Here is a 19,998-nt window from a genome sequence, read left to right on the forward strand (position 1 = left end):
CATGTCAGTCGATGACGATGAGTTCGCGCGCCACATCGCAGAGGCGTTCGCCGCCACGTTCCGTGACGACGAACGATTCCGAGATGGCGATGCCGAAATCGTCGAGCCAGACGCCGGCCATGAAATGGAAGCACATCCCAGGCTGCATCTCGGTGGTGTCGCCGGGACGAAGACTCGCGGTACGCTCGCCCCAATCGGGCGGGTAGGCGAGTCCGACCGGATAGCCGACGCGGCTGTCTTTCTTCAGCCCGTTCTTCCTCAAGACTGCCTGCCAGGCGGCTTCCACCTGTTCGGCGGTGTTGCCGGGGCGCGCCTTCTCGAGGCCAGCATCGACGCCCTCGACGATCGCCTTGGCCATGTCGAGGATGGCTTGCGGCGGCTTGCCGAAATGTACCGTTCGGGTCAGCGCTGCATGATAGCGGCGCCGCACGCCGGCGATCTCCAGAATGGCGAGGCCGCTGTCCGGCAGCGGCGCGTCGGACCACGTCAGGTGCGGCGTGCTGGTGCCCTCGCCAACGGGCATCAGCGGACAGATCGCGGCATAGTCGCCGCCCGCTCCGGGCACGCCCATAATCTGTGCGTGATAGATTTCCGCAATGACATGGTTCTGAGGCACGCCAGGCCGCATTTTCTCGATGGCGCGGTTCATGGCATGCGTGCAGATCGCACCCGCCTCGCGGATCAGCACTAGCTCGGCTTCGGATTTCACCAGCCGCGCCCAGTTGACGAGATCGTGGTTGTTGGCGAAGTGCGCGTCGGACAGCCCCTCGACAAGGTGGGCGTGGCAGCGCGCAGTGTAATAATGCGCGTCCATCTCGACGCCGATACGGGCCTTTCCCCAACCGCGCGACCGGATCAGTTGGGCGAGTTCGTCATAGGGGTGTTCGACCGGCTGCTGCACCAGCCGTTCCGAGAACGGCACGATGTTTGTCTCGGGCAGGCCGGTGGTCAGGCGTGCGCTCTTGGCATCCTGCGCCCTGCCGAACCAGATCGGCCGGTCCTCCTCCAGATGGACGAGCACGCACTGCGGAACGTAGAACGACCATCCGTTATAGCCGGTCAACCAGCACATGTTGGCTGGATCCTGACAGACGATGAGATCGAAGCCGGCTTTTTGCATGCGTGTCTTCACGCCGGCGAGGCGCTGCCCATACTCCGCTTGCGTGAATGTCCCGAGCCCGTCCGCGGTCGCCACCGAAATCCTGCCTTCCAGGTACGCTGTTTGCCCTTTCGTAAAAAAGCAAACAGGCCAAATTGTGCACAACTCGACATCGATTTATTGGCTAACTACGAATTATCGTCGAATTTTCTTGGTTTCTATATCTCTGCTTGCGAAATGTCTAGGGCAGTTGTATACGTCTTATCAAGCAGGCGTCGACCTCGAAGAAGGCCGCGCCCTGGGAACCATCCATCAGTTGTCCAATGGGAGAAAAGCATGTTCAATTCATCGGTATCGCGCCGTATGGTCGTGAAAGCGGCTGCCTGCATCGCGCTCGCCGCGACGTCATTGACGTCGCTGTCCGCTCACGCGGAAACCACCCTCGAACGGGCCAAGAAGGACGGCTACATCCGCGTCGGTTTCGCCAACGAGGCGCCGTTCGGTTACGCCACGCCAGACGGCAAGCTGACCGGCGAGGCCCCTGAAGTCGCCAAGGCGGTGCTCGCCAAGCTGGGCATCTCGCAGGTCGACGGCGTGCTGACCGAATTCGGCTCGCTCATTCCGGGTCTCAAGGCCGGCCGCTTCGACATCATCGCCGCCGGCATGTTCATCACTCCGAAGCGCTGCGCCGAGATCAACTACTCCGAGCCTTCCTACGGCATCGGCGAGGCTTTGTTGGTGGCAAAAGGCAACCCGAAGGGCTTGAAGGACTTTTCCAGCATCAAGGACAACCCGGATCTCAAGCTTGCCGTGATGGCCGGCGCCGTCGAAGGCGGCTTCGCCAAGGACGCGGGCGTTGCCGATGGGCAGATCGTCTCCTTGCCTGACCAGTCCAGCCTGGTCGCCGCCGTTCAGTCGGGCCGCGCCGATGCTGCCGCGCTGACCGCTCTTTCGATCGCCGACATGGCCAAGAAGGCCGACGGCGTCGAATCGACAAAGCCGTTCGGCGAGGTTGCCGGCAAGTCGGTAAAAGGCCATGGCGGCTTCGGCTTCCGCAAGGAAGATACCGATCTGCTGGAGGCGTTCAACGCCGAGCTGAAGAAGTTCCTCGGTTCGCCGGAGCACATCGCGCTGGTCGAGCCGCTCGGCTTCGGCAAGGATTATCTCCCCAACAAGACCACCGCAGAGCTCTGCGCAGGCAAATAGGTTCCCAACTGCTGGCGGCGCGAAAGCGCCGCCCTTTTTTCCCCGGGGGAATCGCATGGGAATCCGTACGCTCGTTGCCATGCTGGTCATCGCGCTTGTCGTGATCGGCGCCTTGGCAACACAGGAAAGCTATAGAGTGTTCATGCCGGGGCTGCTGCAAGGCGCGGTCCTGACAATCGAGATCGCCGTCCTCGGCAGCCTGCTTGCAATAGTCATGGGCGTGCTTGCAGCACTTGCAAGGATGTACGGCCCGACGCCGCTCAGATGGCTGGCCACGGTTTATGTCGAGATCTTCCGCGGAACGTCGGCGCTGGTGCAATTGTTCTGGCTGTTTTTCGTGCTGCCGCAATTCGGCGTCACGATCAACGCTTTCGTGGTGGCAGTGCTGGCGCTCGGCCTGAATGTCGGCGCCTACGGGTCGGAGGTCGTGCGCGGTGCGATCCTGTCGGTAGCTCGCGGCCAGTGGGAGGCGTGTACGGCATTGAACATGAGCCGCCCACAGATGTTGCGCCGGATCATCCTGCCGCAGGCCTTTGTCGCCATGATCCCACCCTGGGGCAATCTGTTCATCGAGCTTCTGAAATCGACAGCGCTTGTTTCGCTAATCACGCTCTCGGACCTCGCCTTCAAGGCGCAACAAATGAACCAGAACACGTTCAAGACCATTCCGATCTTTACGCTCGTCCTCTTGATGTACCTGGCAATGTCGCTGGTTCTCACCATCGGCATGCGGCTTCTCGAAAGGCGGGCGTCGCTCGGACTGGCGCGGGGGAAGGCAGCATGATCTGGGACTGGGCATTTGCTTTTGAAATCCTGCCGGTGCTCGCCCGCGCTGCCATCGTCTCCATCGAGGCGACGCTGATCGGCTTTGCACTTGCCGCCTCGCTTGGCTTGGTTCTGGCCGTCGTCCGCATCGCCGTGCCATGGACCGGCTGGACAATTTCGGTGTTGGTCGAACTGATCCGTTCGACCCCGCTGCTGATCCAGATATTCTTTCTCTATTTCGTCTTTCCGAAATTCGGTGTCGTGCTCGACGCCTTCACCGCCGGGGTGCTTGCCATCGGCATCCACTACGCTGCCTATTGCTCCGAGGTCTATCGCGCCGGTTTCGACAACATCCATCGCGGCCAGTGGGAAGCCTCGGTCGCACTCAATCTGTCGGCCTGGACGACGTTCCGCGACATCATCATTCCGCAGGCGATCCCGCCGATCGTTCCGGCGCTCGGCAACTATCTGGTTGCCTTGTTCAAGGAGACGCCGTTGCTTTCCGCAATCGCCGTGCTGGAGCTGATGCAGACGGCCAAGATCATCGGCTCCGAAACCTTCCGCTACACCGAGCCGATGACGCTGGTCGGCCTCTTCTTCCTTGCCATGAGCCTGGTTTCTGCCGCGCTCATTCGCTCCCTCGAAGGCCTGCTCAACCGGAGGACCATGCGATGACGGAACAACCGATGGTCCGCTTCGACAATGTATCGAAACGCTACGGCACGTTAACCGTTCTCGACGGGCTTAATCTGGAAATAGCACGCGGCGAAAAGGTCTCCATCATCGGCCCGTCCGGTTCCGGCAAAACGACGGTGCTGCGCATGCTGATGACGCTGGAGACGATCAATGACGGCGTCATCTGGGTCGAAGGCGAGCCGCTCACCCATATGGAGAGGAACGGCAAGCTTGTTCCCGCCGATCTCGCACATATCCGCAAGATCCGCGCCAAGATCGGCATGGTGTTCCAGTCGTTCAACCTGTTTCCGCACATGACGGCGATGCAGAACTGCATAGAGGCACCGATAACCGTGCTCGGCATGAAGCGGGCCGATGCGGAGGCGCGTGCCGCCGAGCTGCTCGACATGGTCGGCTTGTCGGAGAAGAAGGACCACTATCCCTCGCAGCTCTCCGGCGGTCAGCAGCAGCGTGTCGCCATCGCACGCGCTTGCGCCATGCGGCCCAAGATCATGCTGTTCGACGAGGTGACCTCGGCCCTCGACCCCGAACTTGTCGGCGAAGTGCTTGAAGTCATCCGAAAACTTGGTAGGGAGCATGACCTCACCATGCTGATGGTCACCCACCAGATGGGATTTGCCAAGGAATTCTCCGATCGCGTCTGCTTTTTCCACGCGGGCAAGATTTGCGAGCAGGGACCGCCAAGCGAGTTGTTCGGCGCCCCCAAGAACGAGCGGACACGGCAGTTCCTGCACGCTGTCCTGGAGGCTGGGTGACGCTTGAGAAAGATGCCACCCCCATGGCCGTGACCGCCGCGCCGCCGCGCCCGCTCTCGGCGCGGGAACGGTTCGAGCGCATTTACCGGATACTGCGCGACCGCATCTGCCTGCTCGACTATGCACCGGGAAGCCATCTCTCCGAGGAAGAACTTGCCCAGGAGTTCCAGATCAGTCGCACGCCGGTACGACGCGTCCTGGCACGCCTTGAATCCGAAGGTCTGGTTCAGTCCGTCCATGGCGTCGGCACGATCGTCACCGATGTCGATATCGAGGAATTGCAACAGGTCTATCACCTGCGCCTGGAGCTGGCGCTGCTCGTCGGCAAGCTCTCGCCGATCCCGCGCACGGCGGACGATCTCGACCGGATAAGGGCGCTCATCGCGCGCTGCGATTCCGATATACTCAATCCCGACCAGCGCGCTTTCCTGCGCCTCAATATGGATTTTTTCTACGAGCTCACCGCGATGACCGGCAACCAGCCGCTACGCGAGATCAGCGAGCGCCTGTATTTTCAAGTCGCGCGCGTCGTCCTGAAGATGATGCCGCAATTGGGCCTTGTCGAGGAGTTCACCGCGTTCCGCCGCGAAATGGAAGAGGTCCTTGCCGCCGCCGAGATCGGCGACTGGGAGTCCATTGGGCACATAAGGCGGGCGCATATCTCAATGAGCTTTCGCCGCATGATGCGTCATGCAGGCGAGGCGAATCTGGATAGAGCAACATAGTCAGCCCTTAAGATTGTGCTGGTGGCCTGCCGTCACACTGTCCTCGTTGCTTGGGAAAGCATGGCCGCTCGCCGCCCGATGCCGACAGAATTTGCCAGCGCCGGGGATGACTAACGCGGTTCGAGACTGCAGGCCCGCGCCGCCCTTAAAGAGGATCCTCACTCGGTATGTTGGCGGGGTTCCAGACGACCTCCCACAGATGTCCGTTCGGGTCGCGGAAGTATCCGGCATATCCGCCAAAGAACGTGTCCCGGGCAGGCTTGATGATCTCGGCTCCGGCGCGGGCGGCCTCATCCATCACTTGATCGACTTCCTCGCGGCGCACAACGTTGTGGCCGATTGTGAACCAGGTCGAGGTAATCGGCGCCTTGGGCAGGCCGGTGTCGTAGGCGAGGTCGTCCTGAGCCCAGATCGCGAGCTTCAACCCGCCGGACAGCGTGAAGAACGCGACGGCGCCGTGCTCGAACTCGCGGCCGATGATCCCTTCCGTCGGCAAGCCGAGACCGTCGCGGTAGAACGCGAGAGAACTCTCGAGGTCGGCGACAGCGATAGTCAAAACCGAAATGCGCGGTTTCATGGCAGTCTCCTCTGGTTATCGGAGACACCATGAATAAAGTCGGGCGACAGTGAAGACTTGAACAAAACGGCCAACAGCGTGCCGCCAAGTCGAAGGACGCGCCGAGGTTTCACTCGTTGTGCAGCAGGTGATGAATCTGTCGCGGGGTGCTTCCCGTCAGGCGGCGGCTCTCGCGGACAAGATGCGCCTGATCGGAATAGCCCGCCTCGGCTGCCAGCATGGCGGTGGAGCTGCTGGAGTAGCTCGAAAGCCGCAGAAAGCGCTGGTAGCGGAGGATACGGTCAAGCGTCTTGGGACCATAGCCGAAGCTCTCGTCGAAGCGCCGGCGCAACGTCCTTTCGCTCATCTCGAGCGCGCGCATCAACCAAGGGACGAGCGGCGCGTCGGTTGGCGGCCCGCGCTCGATCAAGCGATATGCCGCCTGCATGGGAACGTCTGGCGCGCGGGAAGCCACCTCCTCGGCGACGACCTGTTGAAGCGAGCAGGCCAGATCCTCGAGATTGTCGCTGGCGCGCACGCGGCTGGCGAGGCGGCGAGCGCGCGCCCCCCACAAATCGTCGAGCGACAGCCTCTTGCCGACCAGCTCGACTTGCGGCACGCCCAGCCATGCCGCCGCCGCGGCAGGATGGAAGCGCAAGCCGATCACGACCTCGTCCGCTGCCAGAACCTCGGTCTGCGGCTCCTTGTCGGGGCCAGCAATTCGCAAGCTGCCTCCGATCCATTGCAGATCGATCGTTGCGTCGGGCATGACGACGATTGGCGGTGAGCCCGCCGGGTCCATTCGATGCACCCACACCGAGGCGAAGCTCCCGCGAAGCCGCGCCGACGCTGGACGTTGCTGAAATGAACCCGTTGCCTGCGCTGGGACGGGATCGCTCATCTCGCTCCCCTTCGGATTAGCGGCGGTGAACCTACGGCGCAGCGGCTGCGCCCGGCCGTCGCTCGAGACAACGTCTTCCAATCGAGAACGGTTGCAAGAATCGGTCGTTTTCTTCCGGCCGGAACGAAGAGGGTAGGCGAGGGGTGATGCCACGTGCATCGCCATCGGCAGCGCCGTGTGCGGCTCATACGTCGATGGCCGTTTTGTTCAATCCGGCAAGCGAGATGCGTGCTTATCTTTCGGCGTCGTACATCACATGAGAGGTATGCGTCATGAGCAACAACAACGACCAACGGATCGACTACGTCGAATTCAACGTGAAAGACATTCCGCGGTCACGCGACTTCTACGGAAAGGCGTTCGGCTGGACCTTCACTGACTACGGCCCGCAATATTGCGAGTTCAACGACGGGCGCTTGTCAGGTGGCTTTGCCGCTGGTCCAGCGAGGTCGGGAGGAGGCCCGCTCGTCATTCTCTATGCCGATGATTTGCCGGGAACGGTCAAGCGTGTCGAGCAAGCGGGAGGCAAGATCGTCAGGCCGATCTATGGCTTCCCCGGCGGCCGGCGCTTCCATTTCGCTGACCCGGATGGTTACGAGCTTGCGGTTTACACCCAGGACGGCAGCAAGGAATGATCGCGTTCTTCCACCACCTCGGATTGGTTTTGCTCGGCGGCGTCTTTATCTGGGCGGGCGCCGAGCATTTCCTCAGGTTCCGGGCGATCGCAGCGTCCCTGGCCGAGCGGGGCTTTCCTGCTCCCGGGCCTCTTCTCGCGGCCGGATCGGTGCTGGAGATTGCAGGCGGCTTTTGCCTGGCAACGGGCCTTGGTGGACCCTTTCCCGCCGCGGCCTTGGCCGTATTCACCATTGCGGCGTCTTTCATGGCGCTCAACTTCTGGCGCTACAGCGGCGATGAACGCGAAGCGCTTCGTACCGGCTTCACCATCAATGTTGCCGTCTTGGGCGGGTTGATTGTCGCTGCGACCACTAGCCTGTGATCATCGCTTCGGAGCCATTCCACGACGCTGCGCTGCTTGAGCAGTTCATTGACGGCTTCCGCAAGGCCGATCTTCCGGACTGACGCGCCGGCGCACCGTTCGTGCGACCTTATTCTTCAAAGCGATCCGTGGCGTCACGATCGCGCTCGTATCGTCTGGTGAGCGGAAACGGCGGCAACCAGGACTCGCGACGGATGATCCAGCTTTCGTAGGTTGGCATCAGTTGGTCAGGCGCATCCAGGGACCCCAGGTTTACTTCGATTTCGTCTGCGGTGCGTCCGAAAATGGAGGAGCCGCAGCGGGGACAGAAAAACCTCCCGGCGTAGTCGCGTGTTTCGCCATCGATCGTCACCGCATCCTCAGGAAAAATCGCGGAAGCGTGAAAAAGGGCGCCATGATGCTTGCGGCAGTCGAGACAGTGACAAAGGCCGACCCGGTATGGGCGCCCCGACGCGACAATTCGGACGTTGCCGCACAGGCAACCGCCGGTGAATCGGTCCATGCTGCGTCTCCTCCAAAATCAAGCGGCCGGAATGGTTACAACGACCGGCATTGTTGTTGCAATCGCCGCGCCGCGGGCGGGGACACGTCGTTCTTCCGTGGCGGGCGATAGTGATCATCGCTTCGCGGCGAACGGAGCCTATCAATATCAAACTCCTGCAACATCGGAGCGCCAGCGGCGTACCCCAGCGCAATTATCCTGGTGACCGCTCGGGCCTGCCTCACTTACATGAGGACCACGCAAAAACGGACCATTGCTAGCATGTCAGTAACAAGAGAACCAAACGGCGCCGCGGAACCGGCTAACGCGGAAATGCGCACGACGACGCGCGACCGCCCCTTCGAACCGGTCGACTACGGGCTTTACGCGCTGACGGTCATTGCCTGGAGCGCATCGTGGTTCGCGATCGAACTTCAGGTCGGCAGCGGCGTATCGAACGAGGTCAATCTGGTCTGGCGCTTCGCCATCGCCACGCTGCTGATGTTTTCCTGGGCGGGCTTTTCCGGCCGGCGGCTCCGCTTTCCGATCACCGATCATTTCCGCTTTGCTGTGCTCGGCATCCTCATCTTCTCATCGAACTTCCTGTTTTTCTATTACGGCGCCGGCTATCTCGTCAGCGGCTTGCTCTCGGTCGTCTTCTCACTCGCCTCGGTCATCAACATGGTGCTCGGTGCCTTGGTCATCGGCGAGCGCCCGGCGCCGCGCATTCTCGCCGGCGGCATCATTGGCTTCGCCGGAATAGCGCTGATGTTCTTTCCCGAAATCGCCGCGAACGGGCTTTCCGGCGGCACGTTGGTGGGCCTTCTGCTGTGCCTCTGCGGCACGCTGAGCTTCTGCGCCGGTAATCTCGTCTCCGTCGCAAACCAGCGCCGCGGCCTGCCGCTCGTTTCAACGAGCGCCTGGGGCATGCTTTATGGCACTCTGTGGTCGGCGTTCCTGGCCTTCCTACTCGGTGAGCCGTTCGTGTTCGCGACGACCGCCTCTTATATCGGCTCGCTGGTTTTCCTCGCCGTCATATCGACGGTCATGGCTTTCGCCGCCTACCTGACGCTGCTCGGACGCATTGGCGGCGCCCGCGCCGGCTATGCGACCGTCATATTTCCCGTCTTTGCGCTTTTGATCTCCACAGCGCTGGAAGGCTACGCCTGGACCGCTTACGCGATCATCGGGCTCGTCCTCGTCGCCGCCGGGAACGTCCTGGTCATTCGCGGACGGCGCTGACGCATGGAATGCTTGCGCAATGCCGCCGCGTTCCGGTTGCGCAGGCCGCGGTTCTATCGAGCTTGACTCTCTGCATCCTCTGTCTAAGCTGTGGTCAATGGGTCAGACCAATGTACCAGGGATGGCCCGGGAGGGAACTAAACGCGCATGCCGATCCAGGCAGTTGAACCACGCCGGCTTTACCGACAGGTCGCCGATCAGCTCAGGCAGCTGATCGATGCCGGCGAGTTTTCCGTCGGCGACCGTCTGCCGACCGAGCGGGATCTGGCCGACCAGCTCGGAATTTCACGCCCGACGGTCCGTGAAGCGCTGATAGCGTTGGAGGTCGAAGGCCGCATACGCATCCGCGTCGGCTCGGGTATCTACGTCACCGATCCGCCGAGCGCCGCCGCCTCCGAACCCGAAATGGAGGAAGGTCCGTTCGAGCTGTTGCGCGCGCGCGAATTCGTCGAAGGTGCGATCGCCGCCGAAGCGGCTCTACACGTCCGGCCTGCAGATATCGAACGGCTCGACGACGTGCTGCGCCGGATGGAGGCCATGCGTCACCCCAACAAGATGACCATTGCGCTCGACCGGGAATTCCATACTGCAGTCGCCGGCATTCTCGAGAACGCGGTGCTGGTACGCTTCATCGGCGAGCTTTTCGACCAGCGCATGAACCCGTACTTCGAACGCCTGTCGATCTATTTCGAGACCAGCGATTCCTGGCAGATCGCGGCAAAGGAGCATGGTGCCGTGCGCGATGCGATTGCCGCGCGCGACCCCGAGCGGGCCAAGGCCGCCATGCAGCAGCATCTGCGCCAGTCGCAAATCAGATTCTCACGCAATTTCGATGAGAGAGCCGCAGCCAAGGAGGTTGCGGAATAGCAGTTGGCCGGGGGGAGATCTGGCCGTCAAATTCAACCAGGGAGGAATTAGATGCTGAGAAAATACGCAGTTCTGCTCGGTGCGATCGCCGCAATTGCCATACCCATGGCGTCGGCCTCGGCGGAAACGGTCCTGAAATGGGCACATGTCTACGAGACGACGGAGCCCTTCCATACCGAATCCGTGTGGGCGGCCGACGAGATCAAGAAGCGCACCCAGGGCCGCTACGCCATCGACGTCTATCCGGCCTCGCAGCTTGGCAAGGAAGCAGACATCAACCAGGGCCTGATGCTCGGCACCGTCGACATCATCATTTCCGGATCGAGCTTCGCGGCGCGCGAATATCCACCGATCGGCGTCACCTATTTCCCGTATACTTTCCGCGATGCCGACCATCTGCTGAAATACACCAAGAGCGACGTCTACAAGGCCCTGACCAAGGGTTATGAGGACAAAACCGGCAACCACATCGCCGCCACCACCTATTACGGGACGCGGCAGACCACCTCGAATCGGCCGATCGCCAAGTGCTCCGACATGCAGGGCTTGAAGATGCGCGTTCCCGACGTGCCGGCCTATCTGGCCATGCCGCGCGCCTGCGGCGCCAACACCGCGCCGATTGCCTTCGCCGAGGTCTACCTGGCCCTGCAGAACGGCACGGTGGAGGCCCAGGAGAACCCGCTGACCACCATCGAGGCGAAGAAATTCTACGAGGTGCAGAAGAACATCGTGATGACTGGCCATATCGTCGATCATCTCAACACCATCATATCGGCGTCGCGCTGGGCCTCGCTGTCCGACGAGGACAAGAAGATCTTTACCGAGGTGATGCAGGAGGCTGCCGCCCGCGCCACGGCAAAGATCGTCGCCCGCGAAAAGGAACTGGTGCAGGTATTCAAGGACCGCGGCATCAGCGTAACCGATGTCGACCGTGCCGACTTCGAGAAGAATGTGCTTGAGAAGGTCACCTTCGAGGAGTTCGGCTACAACAAGGCCGATTGGGAAGCGATCCGCGCCATCAAGTAGAGCATCGGCAAATCGGATGCTCAATCAAGAGGATAGGGCGGCAATCGGATTCGCCGCTTTAACCTGCCCATCCGTCCGGCTTCAAAGTGTGCCGGACGGCCTTTCCAATCCTTGACGATCCACCAGCTTCGGGAGCCCGCGCCAATGGCCGAGGAACACCACACCGAGATCACCGTCGAAGAGATCGCCCACGCCTTCGAGGAGGTGCCGGTACACGTCGACCTGTCGGACCACGGCATCGAGGATTGGATCACGCTTGCCGTATTCTGGGGCATGGTCGTCTGTGTCTTCCTGCAGTTCTTCACCCGCTATGCGCTGAACAACAGCCTTGCCTGGACCGAGGAGATCGCCATCAACGCGCTCGTGGTCGTTGTCTTTCTCGGCGCCGCGATGTGCGTGCGCCTGTCGCGCCATATCCATGTCGACGTGCTTTACCACTATCTGCCGGAGCGCGTCGGTCGCTGGCTGGCGCTCGCCGTCGATATTATCCGCGTCGCATTTTTCGCCTACGGAACATGGCTGATGTGGCGCTACGTCACGATCGTGGCGCATGAGCGCATGGTCACCGTGAACCTGCCGCGGCGCTGGTTCTTCTACGCCGTACTGGCCGGCTTCGTGCTGATGCTTCTGCGCTCGATCCAGGTCTTCATCGGCAATTACAGACGCGGCTATTCGGTGCTCGAGCGTCCCGGTGCGTTCGAGACGGCGGGGGTCTGAGCGATGCTGCTTCTGGTCGGGGGCTTTCTTGTCCTGATGCTCATCGGCGTGCCGGTCGCTGTTTCGATGGCGGCCGCCTCGATCCTTTACCTCGTCATCTACGGCGTCGCGCCCGATATCATCGCGGCCCAGCGCATGATCGCCGGGGTGGAGAGCTTTCCGCTGCTCGCCGTTCCCTTCTTCATCCTGGCCGGCAACCTCATGAACATCGCCGGCGTCACCGGGCGAATCTATTCCTTCGCCCTTGCCCTGGTCGGCTGGATGAAGGGCGGCCTGGCGCAGGTCAACATCATCGGATCGGTGATCTTTTCCGGCATGTCGGGCACTGCACTCGCCGACGCCGCCGGTATCGGCACCATCGAAATCAAGGCGATGAAGGACCACGGCTATCCTATCGACGCCGCGGTCGGCGTCACCGCCGCTTCCGCCACGCTCGGGCCGATCTTTCCGCCCTCGCTGCCCTTCGTCATCTACGGCATGATGGCCAATGTCTCGATCGGCGCGCTGTTCATGGCCGGCATCCTGCCAGGCGTGGTCATGACCGTGCTGATGATGATTACGGTCGCCATCTTTGCCTACAGTCGCGGCTGGGGTTCCGACACACCTTTCGAGCTTCGGCGGCTGGCCGAAGCGGCGGGCGAGGTGCTGGTGGTGGCTGCCTTTCCGATTGGCTGTTACGTGCTTGTGCAGCTTGGCCTGTCGATCAACATCGCGGTCGGCATCGCGCTGCTGGTGCTGATCGCGGCGGACTGGTATTTCAATTTCTCCGCGGTCATGGCGCTGATGACGCCGGTCATCCTGATCGGCGGCATGACGATGGGCTGGTTCACGCCGACCGAGGCGGCGATGGCGGCCGTGATCTGGTCGCTTTTCCTCGGGCTGGTGCGCTACCGCACGATGACGCTGCGTTTGCTTGCCAAGGCCAGCTTCGACACGATCGAAACGACCGCGTCGGTGCTGTTCATCGTCACCGCCGCATCGATCTTCGCCTGGCTGCTCACCGTCAGCCAGGCAGCACAGCTGTTCTCGACCTTCATCTTCGCGCTGACCGAAAACAAGTGGGTCTTCCTGATCCTGGTCAACATCCTGATGCTGGTGGTCGGCTGCTTCCTCGATACCATCGCCGCGATCACGATTTTGGTGCCCATCCTGCTGCCGGTCGCCGCCGTCTACGGCATCAACCCGGTGCATTTCGGGCTGATCATGACGCTCAACCTGATGATCGGGCTTTTGCACCCGCCGCTCGGCATGGTGCTGTTCGTGTTGTCACGTGTCGCCAAGCTTTCGGTCGAGCGCACCACCATGGCGATACTGCCGTGGCTGGTGCCGCTTATCGTGGCGCTGCTTCTGATCACCTTCATACCCGCCATCACGCTCTGGCTGCCCACCGAGATGGGCCTGATCCGGTGAGTGGCCAGGTGATTGCGGCGACGCTGTTCGGCCCGCAGGACCTGCGCGTCGTGGAGCATCCGCTCGAACCGCTGGCACCAGGTATGGTGCGGGTGCGCTTCGGGGCAGGGGGCATCTGCGGCTCCGACCTGCATTATTTCCGCCATGCCCGCACCGGCGACTTCGTCGTCACCTCGCCGCTTGTCCTCGGCCATGAAATCGCCGGCGAAATCGTCGAGATCAACGGCGCCGCGCCCGGACTCGGCGTCGGCGACCACGTCGCGGTCAATCCGTCGCGCTGGTGCGGGCATTGCGCGCGATGCCTGGAGGGGCGCGCCAATCTCTGCGAAAACATCTATTTCATGGGCTCGGCATCGAAGACACCGCATATGCCGGGCGGCTTCGCCAGTCTGTTCGACGCCACGCCCGCGCAATGCTTCAAGGTTCCATCTGATGTGGCCTACCAGGCGGCGGCACTTGCCGAACCCCTGGCGGTCAGCCTGCACGCCGTCGCGCGGGCCGGCGACATCAGGGGCCGCAACGTCGTCCTGTTTGGTGCCGGCCCCATCGGTCTCTTGACCATGCTTGCGGCCAGGCTTGCCGGCTGCGCTGAACTGACCGTCGTCGATATCGTCGCCGCGCCGCTCGCCTTCGCCCGCAGGTTGGGCGCTGACAGGACGGTCGACATTTCCAGCGGCGACGCCGAACTCCAGGCGCTCTCGGCCGGCGGTTCGCTTGATGTGGCGTTCGAGATTTCGGGCAGCGCGGCCGGCCTTGCCGCTGCGATCGCCAGCGTCCGGCGTGGCGGCACGGTGGTCCAGGTCGGCAACCTTCCCGGTGGCCAGATCCCACTGCCGGCCAATGCGGTGATGGCCAAGGAGATCGACCTCAAAGGCACCTTCCGCTTCGGCACGGAGTTCGGCCGGGCGGTCGATCTCATCGTGTCGGGTGAGGTGGACGTCCTGAAGCTGGTGACAGCGGAGCGCACGCTTTCTTCCGCCCCCGATGCCTTCCGTCTTGCCGCCGACCGTTCACAGAGTGTCAAGGTCGTGCTGACAGCGGACTGATTGAAGATTTTGCGAGCTTCGTTTTGAAAGAGGCCATGGCGCTCGGGGGGGAAGGTACAGACAGAACGCACGGTGCTGGCTTCCTGTCGCTAGCATCAGATAGAATCTGTGCCTGTACGTTTCACAACCCGATGCCGCGCTTCTTTCCCAAGCTCCAATCCATGCTCCCTGTATCCAGACACGCGACTCCGGAAACCTGATTGCCAAAGCGCTTATCGAGCGAAGGCGACCAGGGCACGAGGCTGAAATCTAGTCCATTGTCGATCATCGCGAACCGGCCGGAAGCCAGCGAGAAACGCCGCCGGTAAATCCCAGCCACATGATCGCCGTTGGCAGTGTTTCTGAATGACAGGCCGGTCTCGATGGCGAGGCGGGCACCGAGCGATTCCACCTCATGATCGTGTAGCGTATCGATCAGATTTCGCACTAGAATAACGCGCTGTCCCTCGCGCCTGGCCAGATCGCGCCTGACAAGCTCGTCGACCCGATCTTCCAGTGCCTGTCTTACGTCCCTGCCAAAGCCGCCGTCGCGGAGTTCGGCCGGCTCGCGCGCAACAAGTTGCCGATCGAGCCAAGTCGCGCCGGAAGCATGCACCTGGTGTTCGATCGAAAGGTCAGAGCGGACGGCGAGACTGACCCTGCCAGAGCCATTTGCACCCGCATCGCGGCACAACTCCACGACCGAGCCTGGGGCAGAGTCCCCGGCCGCATCAGGGTCATAGAAACGAATGTGGTGCGGGCGACCATCGATGCCGTCGACGATGGCGTAGGCCGTGCCGCGCAGTTCGTCGAGGCCGCGTTCGAGCAGTCGTCCGATCACGGGCGCATCAATCTTTTCGGCCGCGAGCACATAGTCGGTTGTCCCCCTTTCTAGCCCCTGCGCGGTGAGGCTGCGGTGCATGCGCTTGATGATGTCGCCGCGTTCGCCGAGGGCGCGCAAAGTCGCCTCAGCTTCTTCGGCCACCATCCATTGGCCCCGATGGATCTCATAAGCGAGGCCTAGGCGTTCCAGTTGCCGGAGCCGGCCGACCTTAGGCCCTAGGAACTCGTCGGGCTGGCCATCAGGATGTGGTGCCACTTCAATGACGCCATGACGGTTGATGTCGCGAGCAAGCTGGCGATCGAGCTGCGTCCAGCGTTCAGTGTCGACCTGCCGCTCGATGGCCTGGCGGATGTCGAGGTCGGTGCGGAGCCCCAGCGTCTGGGTCAGAATGTCGCTCGCCCGATCGCGCATGCCCTGGCGGATGTAGTCGCGAGAGATGACAAGATTCTCGCCATTGTCGGCAACGCCGCGAACGAGGATGTGAACGTGCGGATGTTCGGTGTTCCAGTGATCGACGGCAATCCAGTCGAGCCTCGTGCCGAGGTCGCGCTCCATGTCGACCATCAGTTCACGAGCGAAGTTCTTGAGGTCACCGAGCTCCGTTGCATCGTCCGGCGAGACGATGACACGGAAGTGATGCCGATCGTCCTTGCAGCGGTCGGAGAAGGCGTCATCATCTGCCTCTTCGGTGCCGGGACCGAACATCCTCGCCTTCTCGCCATCACGTGTAACACCTTCGCGGCGAAGGTACTTGAGATAGGTGGCGAGTGGTGGAGACCCCCTGAACTGCCGCACCACACGGGTCTTGACGACGGCGCCTCGTGAGCGCTCAGAGATGAGGTGACTGGTGCGGATGGCCGCCGACCTGCCGCGGCCAAACGTTGAAGCTCGTGGCGAGGTGATCCGGCCTTTGCTTGTAAGGTGACCGCCAGCGCGCTGTGTGGCCGCAAGCGCCTGGAAGATGAAGGGTCGCGCGCGCTGGCCGGCGCGGGAGCGGATGCGACCAGGGCGGACGCGAAAGTTATCGTCACGTTTCATGCTAGGCGGCCAAGAGGTGCGGTTTCCGTTGGAAAAACCGAAAAATAGGAATAGCGCACATCGCCGTTTGTGCCAGCACATCGCGAATTGAGTTGAAACTCACAAGGAAAACAATCGGCCGACCGAGCCGCACCTCGCGGCCCTTTATCCTGCCAATCTCTCCGCCCTCATCTGCGGCCAACCCTTCCGCCGCAATTTCGGCGACGGAGCAGGCCGGAATGCAATCGAGGAGGAATGTGCCGATCATCGCAATGCGGGTGAAGCGCGCTGAGCGAATAGCCCAGGAACAGCGTGGTTCGACCAGAAACGGGTCTCACCTGGCCACGGCTCGATCGCGGTCAGGTCAGCAACAGAATTGCCCATTAGCGACCGCATTGTGGACGAATGAATCGCCGTAAAGGTCGTGTCTGCATAACCATTGCCATTCAATGCAGCGGCGTTCCGAATGTCATTGGTATGCGCAAAAAGCGCGGTTCTGCGTGAGCTGGCTCTGTCTCTTCCTTGCCGTGCACACGTCGGACTGGGAATTGCGCCATTGATCAGCGGCGCGAGTTTCCTGACGTAGTCGACCGTCTCGCGTGGCAGCGGACGGCCGGTTGACAGATGTTCCTTGTACCGTCCAGGGCCGGCATTGTAAGCGGCAAGAAAGCCGCTGCGCCCGAAGCTGTCGAGCATTTCGCGAAGATACGCAGCGCCTGCAAGAATGTTGTCACGAGGCTGATAGGGATCGTCGCCGAGTCGATGCTTAACGCGCAGTTCTTCCCACGTCGCCGGCATTATCTGCATCAGCCCTATTGCGCCCTTTCTTGAACGCGCTCGAACATCGCCGACGCTCTCGACATGCATGACGCCGCTAAGCAAACGCTCCGGAATGGCGAACCGTTTAGCCGCTTCCCGGATATGCCGCGACCACTGGCCAGCCGACAAGATCGTGCTCTCGGAGTGAGCCGGCCGTTCACCATGAGAGCATGCGTCTGCAACAGCTTCCGGAGTCGCGAAGGCGAGCACGACGCATGTGGCAATCCTTGTCACACCTCTGTGGACGGCATCCCGCCGACCCCGGAACCGATGAGCTGCCAGCCCGCTTCGGTGTTCACTTCCGCTAAGCGCGACGCCTCGCTGGCCGGACCAGCTTTGCCAAAACGCTGATGAAATCGGCCTCTGGAGTGAAAAGCAAGTGTCCGGCCGCCTCTGATGTTCGTCGCGTGCTGCTGCCGGACTGGCGATCCTCTCCAAGGGTTTGACCGGCGTCCGCTCGGTCAAAGACGTTGACGAGAGAGATTCATCGAAGGGCTCAAACAACATCTGTTCAGCCTCGCCCCTCGCGCTTCGATGACCGGTTCCAGTGCAGGCTCCAGACGCGGTTCTCGGCGTCGGACCGGAACAGCTTCGCGCGGATCGGCTGCGTAAAGGACGGGTCGTCAATTGAGACGGAGATATAGTCCCCAGCCTTGTCTCCGGTGCGGTCCCACGCCGCGCCGACCGCCATTCCCTCGCAATAGACGAGGTGGTCGGGCGCGTTTTCGGTTTTGGATTTCTCAGCAGGCAGGATGGCAATCTTCGCCTCGATTGTCAGCGTTGAGAGATTGCCGAAGAAGCCGTCATCATTGCGCGTGAAGGTGCCGATCTGGGGCATTGCAGTGCTCCTTTCATGAGTGTTTAGTGGGCGTTGAGGCCGAGACGTGACGGTTCGCCGGGAAACATTGTTGGTGACATCCAGCGCCGGAGCGGCGCGCTCGGTGGTCCAGACGGGAACGGCGCGACCAACAATCAATGAGAGCGGGAGCGGGCCGAAATAGCGGCTGTCAAAACTTTCGGGAGCGTCCGGGTTCATGAGGAAGGCGTCGTCGTCGGCGATCTCGCGGCAGCCCCGCCAGCTGGGCAGGGGGCGACCGCGGCTGTCACGCTCGCGTGCATGTCCATAGGTCCTGCCGTTGACGATGATCGCTGTACCTTTGCGGCAGACGGTCGCGCCCCCGAGTGCCAAAACCTGCTTCAGGAGCGGCACGTTTTTCGGCAGATATCCGCGTCTTGCCATGAAGGCCGCCAATGGCTCGGGCGGCACGATGACGGCGATGCTGGCAGCACGGATTTTGTCGGCCGGCAGAATGCGATAGAGCCCGATGGGGACGCTCGCGGACGCGTTCCAGATGGCCAGCGGCGGATGGCTAATCAGTGCCGGCGCCGCGGCGAGCACTGAGCCGCCAACCATCGCGGCGATGATCTTCATGTGCTTGCTCATGACTCGATCCTGGGGCGCAGCAGGCAAACGTTACGACGCTTGCGCCTGTAGGAACTCGGCTGCTCGCATGCTGCCGTCTGGCTGTGGACGCGTTGACCAGGCCACATGAAGGTCGGCGTTTGGTGCTGTTTCGTCGCGAGCAGGCGCTGTCGCAATTTCCTGGCATTGGCGTGGATGATTTGCGGCGCGGCCCAGACCGATGTCAGCGTTCCAAATCGTTGCCATGCCAGGCATATTCGCCGCCTCAACGCAGGGCGATTCCTTGTCCGCATGAGAGTGGATCGGTGTTAGGCGGCGGGATTTCACCAACGGGGCGAGCAGCCACGCCATAAGATCCCGCGTACCGCGTAGAGCGAAGCCAGATGAGTAGGCATGAGGCAGCGCAAGCTGCTGCTGAATGGTCTCGGGATACTGCATTTTCATTGTGCCACAGATCAGGAGCTGCAGTCGCGCCTGCCGACATAAGCCGGCGCGCGGGCTGCATGTGGTTTTGCCGGCGGAACATTGGTCGCGTTCGCATCGCTGGTGGAGGTGCGTGCGCCGAGCTCTATCCAGGCATGCAAGTCGTCGATGTCGTAGAGGACGCGTCCGCCGATCTTTCGGTATTTTGGCCCGGTGCCATAGGTCCGGTGCTTTTCGAGAGTACGGGCGCAGAGCCCCACGATGGGTGCTGCCTCCTTCGTGCGCAGGTATTTTCGGGGCGCGTCCGCGGGACCCTTCGACATTGCTCGATCTCCATTCGGTTGTGCTGTCATCCTGGCCTGCCGGGACGCGCAAAGCGGACCATGCTCGAAATGGGGAAAAGGGAGGGAGGGCAAAGATCGGGGGGCGTGTTGTTGCTACCCCGAAGAAAGTCTTCGGCGGCCGGACTTCGCGCTGCGACTGTGGGGGTAGAAGAGAAGATCGCGATAGCCGCCAGCGACTAAAAAAGCTGCACGGCGCAAGATGGCCCGGACCTTGTGCCGGAGATGATGATCACGCCAGTCCCGCGGTACAATCGGCTCTCGCGACAACAGCACCTCCGCGATCTGACGATAGGTTGCACCCATGTGGCGACCATCATGCGCGCGCAAATTGAGGATGTGCCTGATCTTGGTCTGTTGCGGTAGCGAGCCGTAGGATGGACTGACAGCTCGGCCATTCAGCGCCCGCCAGAGCCGGCGCGCCGCATCGAGTCGCGTCTCAAATGCAGCGTCGAGCGGCAATAAGATAGCATCGAATTCGCCGGAGCGGTCTTCGCAGACCAGATGGCTCTTCCCGGTTGAAGCAGACCAAAGAATGTGAAGTCCTTCCTTCTGCTGCCAAATGCTGGCTCCGATAAGTCTGGAAGGCCGAATTCTCTGATGAGAGGGGCTGATGGAAGCGGACATCCGCGTGGCCCGCAGCACGCGCGGCGAGGCCTGTTC

Annotated in this window: 23 protein-coding genes; 13 read left to right on the plus strand and 10 right to left on the minus strand. The window is 61.9% G+C overall.

Annotation, left to right across the window (positions count from 1 at the left end; genetic code table 11):
* Positions 1–4: 4 nt before the first annotated feature.
* Entirely contained in the window at positions 5–1,195 is a 1,191-nt protein-coding gene (locus NKH70_RS21030) for a M24 family metallopeptidase (RefSeq protein WP_352977254.1), read from the minus strand.
* A 240-nt stretch (positions 1,196–1,435) separates the two neighbouring features.
* On the opposite strand from NKH70_RS21030, the gene ehuB reads away from it, so the two are divergent.
* The 5 genes from ehuB to NKH70_RS21055 are packed head-to-tail and all read left to right on the plus strand — an operon-like array spanning position 1,436 to position 5,246.
* Positions 1,436–2,305 carry an ectoine/hydroxyectoine ABC transporter substrate-binding protein EhuB gene (gene ehuB / locus NKH70_RS21035; protein WP_352912408.1) on the plus strand — a complete coding sequence of 290 codons (870 nt, stop codon included), beginning with the start codon at positions 1,436–1,438 and terminating at the stop codon, positions 2,303–2,305.
* A 55-nt stretch (positions 2,306–2,360) separates the two neighbouring features.
* Positions 2,361–3,089, plus strand: a complete 729-nt coding sequence (gene ehuC / locus NKH70_RS21040) for an ectoine/hydroxyectoine ABC transporter permease subunit EhuC (protein WP_352716598.1) — start codon at positions 2,361–2,363, stop codon at positions 3,087–3,089.
* Complete coding sequence (gene ehuD / locus NKH70_RS21045; protein ID WP_095495147.1) at positions 3,086–3,745, plus strand: ectoine/hydroxyectoine ABC transporter permease subunit EhuD; 660 nt, start codon at positions 3,086–3,088, stop codon at positions 3,743–3,745. The genes ehuC and ehuD overlap by 4 nt, the downstream gene beginning before the upstream one ends.
* Complete coding sequence (gene ehuA, locus NKH70_RS21050; RefSeq protein ID WP_352716599.1) at positions 3,742–4,521, plus strand: ectoine/hydroxyectoine ABC transporter ATP-binding protein EhuA; 780 nt, start codon at positions 3,742–3,744, stop codon at positions 4,519–4,521. Before ehuD ends, ehuA begins: the two co-directional genes overlap by 4 nt.
* Entirely contained in the window at positions 4,518–5,246 is a 729-nt protein-coding gene (locus NKH70_RS21055) for a GntR family transcriptional regulator (RefSeq protein ID WP_352716600.1), read from the plus strand. The genes ehuA and NKH70_RS21055 overlap by 4 nt, the downstream gene beginning before the upstream one ends.
* Positions 5,247–5,391: 145 nt before the next feature.
* On the opposite strand, the gene NKH70_RS21060 is transcribed toward NKH70_RS21055, so the two are convergent.
* On the minus strand, positions 5,392–5,823 hold the full coding sequence (locus tag NKH70_RS21060; RefSeq protein ID WP_352716601.1) for a VOC family protein: 432 nt from the start codon (positions 5,821–5,823) through the stop codon (positions 5,392–5,394).
* Between the two features lie 109 nt (positions 5,824–5,932).
* The gene (locus NKH70_RS21065; protein ID WP_352716603.1) at positions 5,933–6,868 is read right to left on the minus strand and encodes an AraC family transcriptional regulator; all 936 of its coding nucleotides are present in this window, start codon (positions 6,866–6,868) and stop codon (positions 5,933–5,935) included.
* 107 nt (positions 6,869–6,975) lie between these two features.
* Between NKH70_RS21065 and NKH70_RS21070 the strand changes: the two genes are divergently transcribed.
* Positions 6,976–7,338, plus strand: coding sequence for a VOC family protein (locus NKH70_RS21070; RefSeq protein WP_352716605.1), 363 nt, complete (start codon positions 6,976–6,978; stop codon positions 7,336–7,338).
* A complete protein-coding gene (locus tag NKH70_RS21075) occupies positions 7,335–7,700 on the plus strand; it encodes a DoxX family protein (protein ID WP_352912404.1) in 366 nt (121 codons plus the stop codon). Before NKH70_RS21070 ends, NKH70_RS21075 begins: the two co-directional genes overlap by 4 nt.
* 109 nt (positions 7,701–7,809) lie before the next feature.
* On the opposite strand, the gene NKH70_RS21080 is transcribed toward NKH70_RS21075, so the two are convergent.
* Positions 7,810–8,202: a GFA family protein gene (locus NKH70_RS21080; RefSeq protein WP_352716608.1), complete on the minus strand. Its 393-nt coding sequence runs from the start codon at positions 8,200–8,202 to the stop codon at positions 7,810–7,812.
* A 312-nt stretch (positions 8,203–8,514) separates the two neighbouring features.
* Here NKH70_RS21080 and NKH70_RS21085 point away from each other — a divergent pair, with 312 nt between their 5' ends.
* The 6 genes from NKH70_RS21085 (at position 8,515) to NKH70_RS21110 (ending at position 14,489) form a co-directional block, all read left to right on the plus strand.
* Positions 8,515–9,423 (plus strand): DMT family transporter, encoded by a 909-nt coding sequence (locus tag NKH70_RS21085; protein ID WP_352716609.1) that lies wholly within the window; start codon positions 8,515–8,517, stop codon positions 9,421–9,423.
* A 147-nt stretch (positions 9,424–9,570) separates the two neighbouring features.
* Positions 9,571–10,290 carry a FadR/GntR family transcriptional regulator gene (locus NKH70_RS21090; RefSeq protein ID WP_352716610.1) on the plus strand — a complete coding sequence of 240 codons (720 nt, stop codon included), beginning with the start codon at positions 9,571–9,573 and terminating at the stop codon, positions 10,288–10,290.
* Positions 10,291–10,341: 51 nt separating this feature from the next.
* Positions 10,342–11,316: a sialic acid TRAP transporter substrate-binding protein SiaP gene (locus NKH70_RS21095; RefSeq protein ID WP_502908384.1), complete on the plus strand. Its 975-nt coding sequence runs from the start codon at positions 10,342–10,344 to the stop codon at positions 11,314–11,316.
* A 144-nt stretch (positions 11,317–11,460) separates the two neighbouring features.
* Positions 11,461–12,033, plus strand: coding sequence for a TRAP transporter small permease (locus NKH70_RS21100; RefSeq protein WP_352716611.1), 573 nt, complete (start codon positions 11,461–11,463; stop codon positions 12,031–12,033).
* Positions 12,034–12,036: 3 nt separating this feature from the next.
* A complete protein-coding gene (locus tag NKH70_RS21105) occupies positions 12,037–13,443 on the plus strand; it encodes a TRAP transporter large permease (RefSeq protein WP_352716612.1) in 1,407 nt (468 codons plus the stop codon).
* On the plus strand, positions 13,440–14,489 hold the full coding sequence (locus NKH70_RS21110) for an L-idonate 5-dehydrogenase (RefSeq protein WP_352716613.1): 1,050 nt from the start codon (positions 13,440–13,442) through the stop codon (positions 14,487–14,489). Before NKH70_RS21105 ends, NKH70_RS21110 begins: the two co-directional genes overlap by 4 nt.
* A 121-nt stretch (positions 14,490–14,610) precedes the next feature.
* Here the strand turns inward: NKH70_RS21110 and NKH70_RS21115 are convergent, their stop codons facing one another.
* The 6 genes from NKH70_RS21115 to NKH70_RS21140 all read right to left on the minus strand — a co-directional run bounded on the left by NKH70_RS21115 (position 14,611) and on the right by NKH70_RS21140 (position 19,962).
* Complete coding sequence (locus NKH70_RS21115) at positions 14,611–16,350, minus strand: relaxase/mobilization nuclease domain-containing protein (RefSeq protein ID WP_352716614.1); 1,740 nt, start codon at positions 16,348–16,350, stop codon at positions 14,611–14,613.
* Position 16,351: 1 nt separating this feature from the next.
* Positions 16,352–16,597 (minus strand): hypothetical protein, encoded by a 246-nt coding sequence (locus tag NKH70_RS21120; RefSeq protein WP_352716616.1) that lies wholly within the window; start codon positions 16,595–16,597, stop codon positions 16,352–16,354.
* Entirely contained in the window at positions 16,594–17,277 is a 684-nt protein-coding gene (locus tag NKH70_RS21125; protein WP_352716618.1) for a lytic transglycosylase domain-containing protein, read from the minus strand. Before NKH70_RS21125 ends, NKH70_RS21120 begins: the two co-directional genes overlap by 4 nt.
* A gap of 382 nt (positions 17,278–17,659) precedes the next feature.
* Positions 17,660–18,580 carry a DUF736 family protein gene (locus tag NKH70_RS21130; protein WP_352716619.1) on the minus strand — a complete coding sequence of 307 codons (921 nt, stop codon included), beginning with the start codon at positions 18,578–18,580 and terminating at the stop codon, positions 17,660–17,662.
* 446 nt (positions 18,581–19,026) lie between these two features.
* Positions 19,027–19,317, minus strand: coding sequence for a helix-turn-helix transcriptional regulator (locus NKH70_RS21135; protein WP_352716621.1), 291 nt, complete (start codon positions 19,315–19,317; stop codon positions 19,027–19,029).
* A 114-nt stretch (positions 19,318–19,431) separates the two neighbouring features.
* Positions 19,432–19,962 carry a DUF2285 domain-containing protein gene (locus NKH70_RS21140; RefSeq protein WP_352716622.1) on the minus strand — a complete coding sequence of 177 codons (531 nt, stop codon included), beginning with the start codon at positions 19,960–19,962 and terminating at the stop codon, positions 19,432–19,434.
* Positions 19,963–19,998 lie beyond the last annotated feature (36 nt).

The sequence above is a fragment of the Mesorhizobium sp. M0991 genome, from assembly GCF_040318915.1.
GTDB lineage: Bacteria > Pseudomonadota > Alphaproteobacteria > Rhizobiales > Rhizobiaceae > Mesorhizobium.

Coding starts and splice junctions, on each gene's coding strand:
- ehuB (WP_352912408.1), top strand. CDS start 1,436: ATGTTCAATTCATCGGTATCGCGCCGTATGGTCGTGAAAGCGGCTGCC.
- ehuC (WP_352716598.1), top strand. CDS start 2,361: ATGGGAATCCGTACGCTCGTTGCCATGCTGGTCATCGCGCTTGTCGTG.
- ehuD (WP_095495147.1), top strand. CDS start 3,086: ATGATCTGGGACTGGGCATTTGCTTTTGAAATCCTGCCGGTGCTCGCC.
- ehuA (WP_352716599.1), top strand. CDS start 3,742: ATGACGGAACAACCGATGGTCCGCTTCGACAATGTATCGAAACGCTAC.
- NKH70_RS21060 (WP_352716601.1), bottom strand. CDS start 5,823: ATGAAACCGCGCATTTCGGTTTTGACTATCGCTGTCGCCGACCTCGAG.
- NKH70_RS21065 (WP_352716603.1), bottom strand. CDS start 6,868: ATGGCGATGCACGTGGCATCACCCCTCGCCTACCCTCTTCGTTCCGGC.
- NKH70_RS21070 (WP_352716605.1), top strand. CDS start 6,976: ATGAGCAACAACAACGACCAACGGATCGACTACGTCGAATTCAACGTG.
- NKH70_RS21075 (WP_352912404.1), top strand. CDS start 7,335: ATGATCGCGTTCTTCCACCACCTCGGATTGGTTTTGCTCGGCGGCGTC.
- NKH70_RS21080 (WP_352716608.1), bottom strand. CDS start 8,202: ATGGACCGATTCACCGGCGGTTGCCTGTGCGGCAACGTCCGAATTGTC.
- NKH70_RS21085 (WP_352716609.1), top strand. CDS start 8,515: ATGCGCACGACGACGCGCGACCGCCCCTTCGAACCGGTCGACTACGGG.
- NKH70_RS21090 (WP_352716610.1), top strand. CDS start 9,571: ATGCCGATCCAGGCAGTTGAACCACGCCGGCTTTACCGACAGGTCGCC.
- NKH70_RS21095 (WP_502908384.1), top strand. CDS start 10,342: ATGCTGAGAAAATACGCAGTTCTGCTCGGTGCGATCGCCGCAATTGCC.
- NKH70_RS21100 (WP_352716611.1), top strand. CDS start 11,461: ATGGCCGAGGAACACCACACCGAGATCACCGTCGAAGAGATCGCCCAC.
- NKH70_RS21105 (WP_352716612.1), top strand. CDS start 12,037: ATGCTGCTTCTGGTCGGGGGCTTTCTTGTCCTGATGCTCATCGGCGTG.
- NKH70_RS21115 (WP_352716614.1), bottom strand. CDS start 16,350: ATGAAACGTGACGATAACTTTCGCGTCCGCCCTGGTCGCATCCGCTCC.
- NKH70_RS21120 (WP_352716616.1), bottom strand. CDS start 16,597: ATGATCGGCACATTCCTCCTCGATTGCATTCCGGCCTGCTCCGTCGCC.
- NKH70_RS21130 (WP_352716619.1), bottom strand. CDS start 18,580: ATGAAGATCATCGCCGCGATGGTTGGCGGCTCAGTGCTCGCCGCGGCG.
- NKH70_RS21135 (WP_352716621.1), bottom strand. CDS start 19,317: ATGTCGAAGGGTCCCGCGGACGCGCCCCGAAAATACCTGCGCACGAAG.
- NKH70_RS21140 (WP_352716622.1), bottom strand. CDS start 19,962: ATGTCCGCTTCCATCAGCCCCTCTCATCAGAGAATTCGGCCTTCCAGA.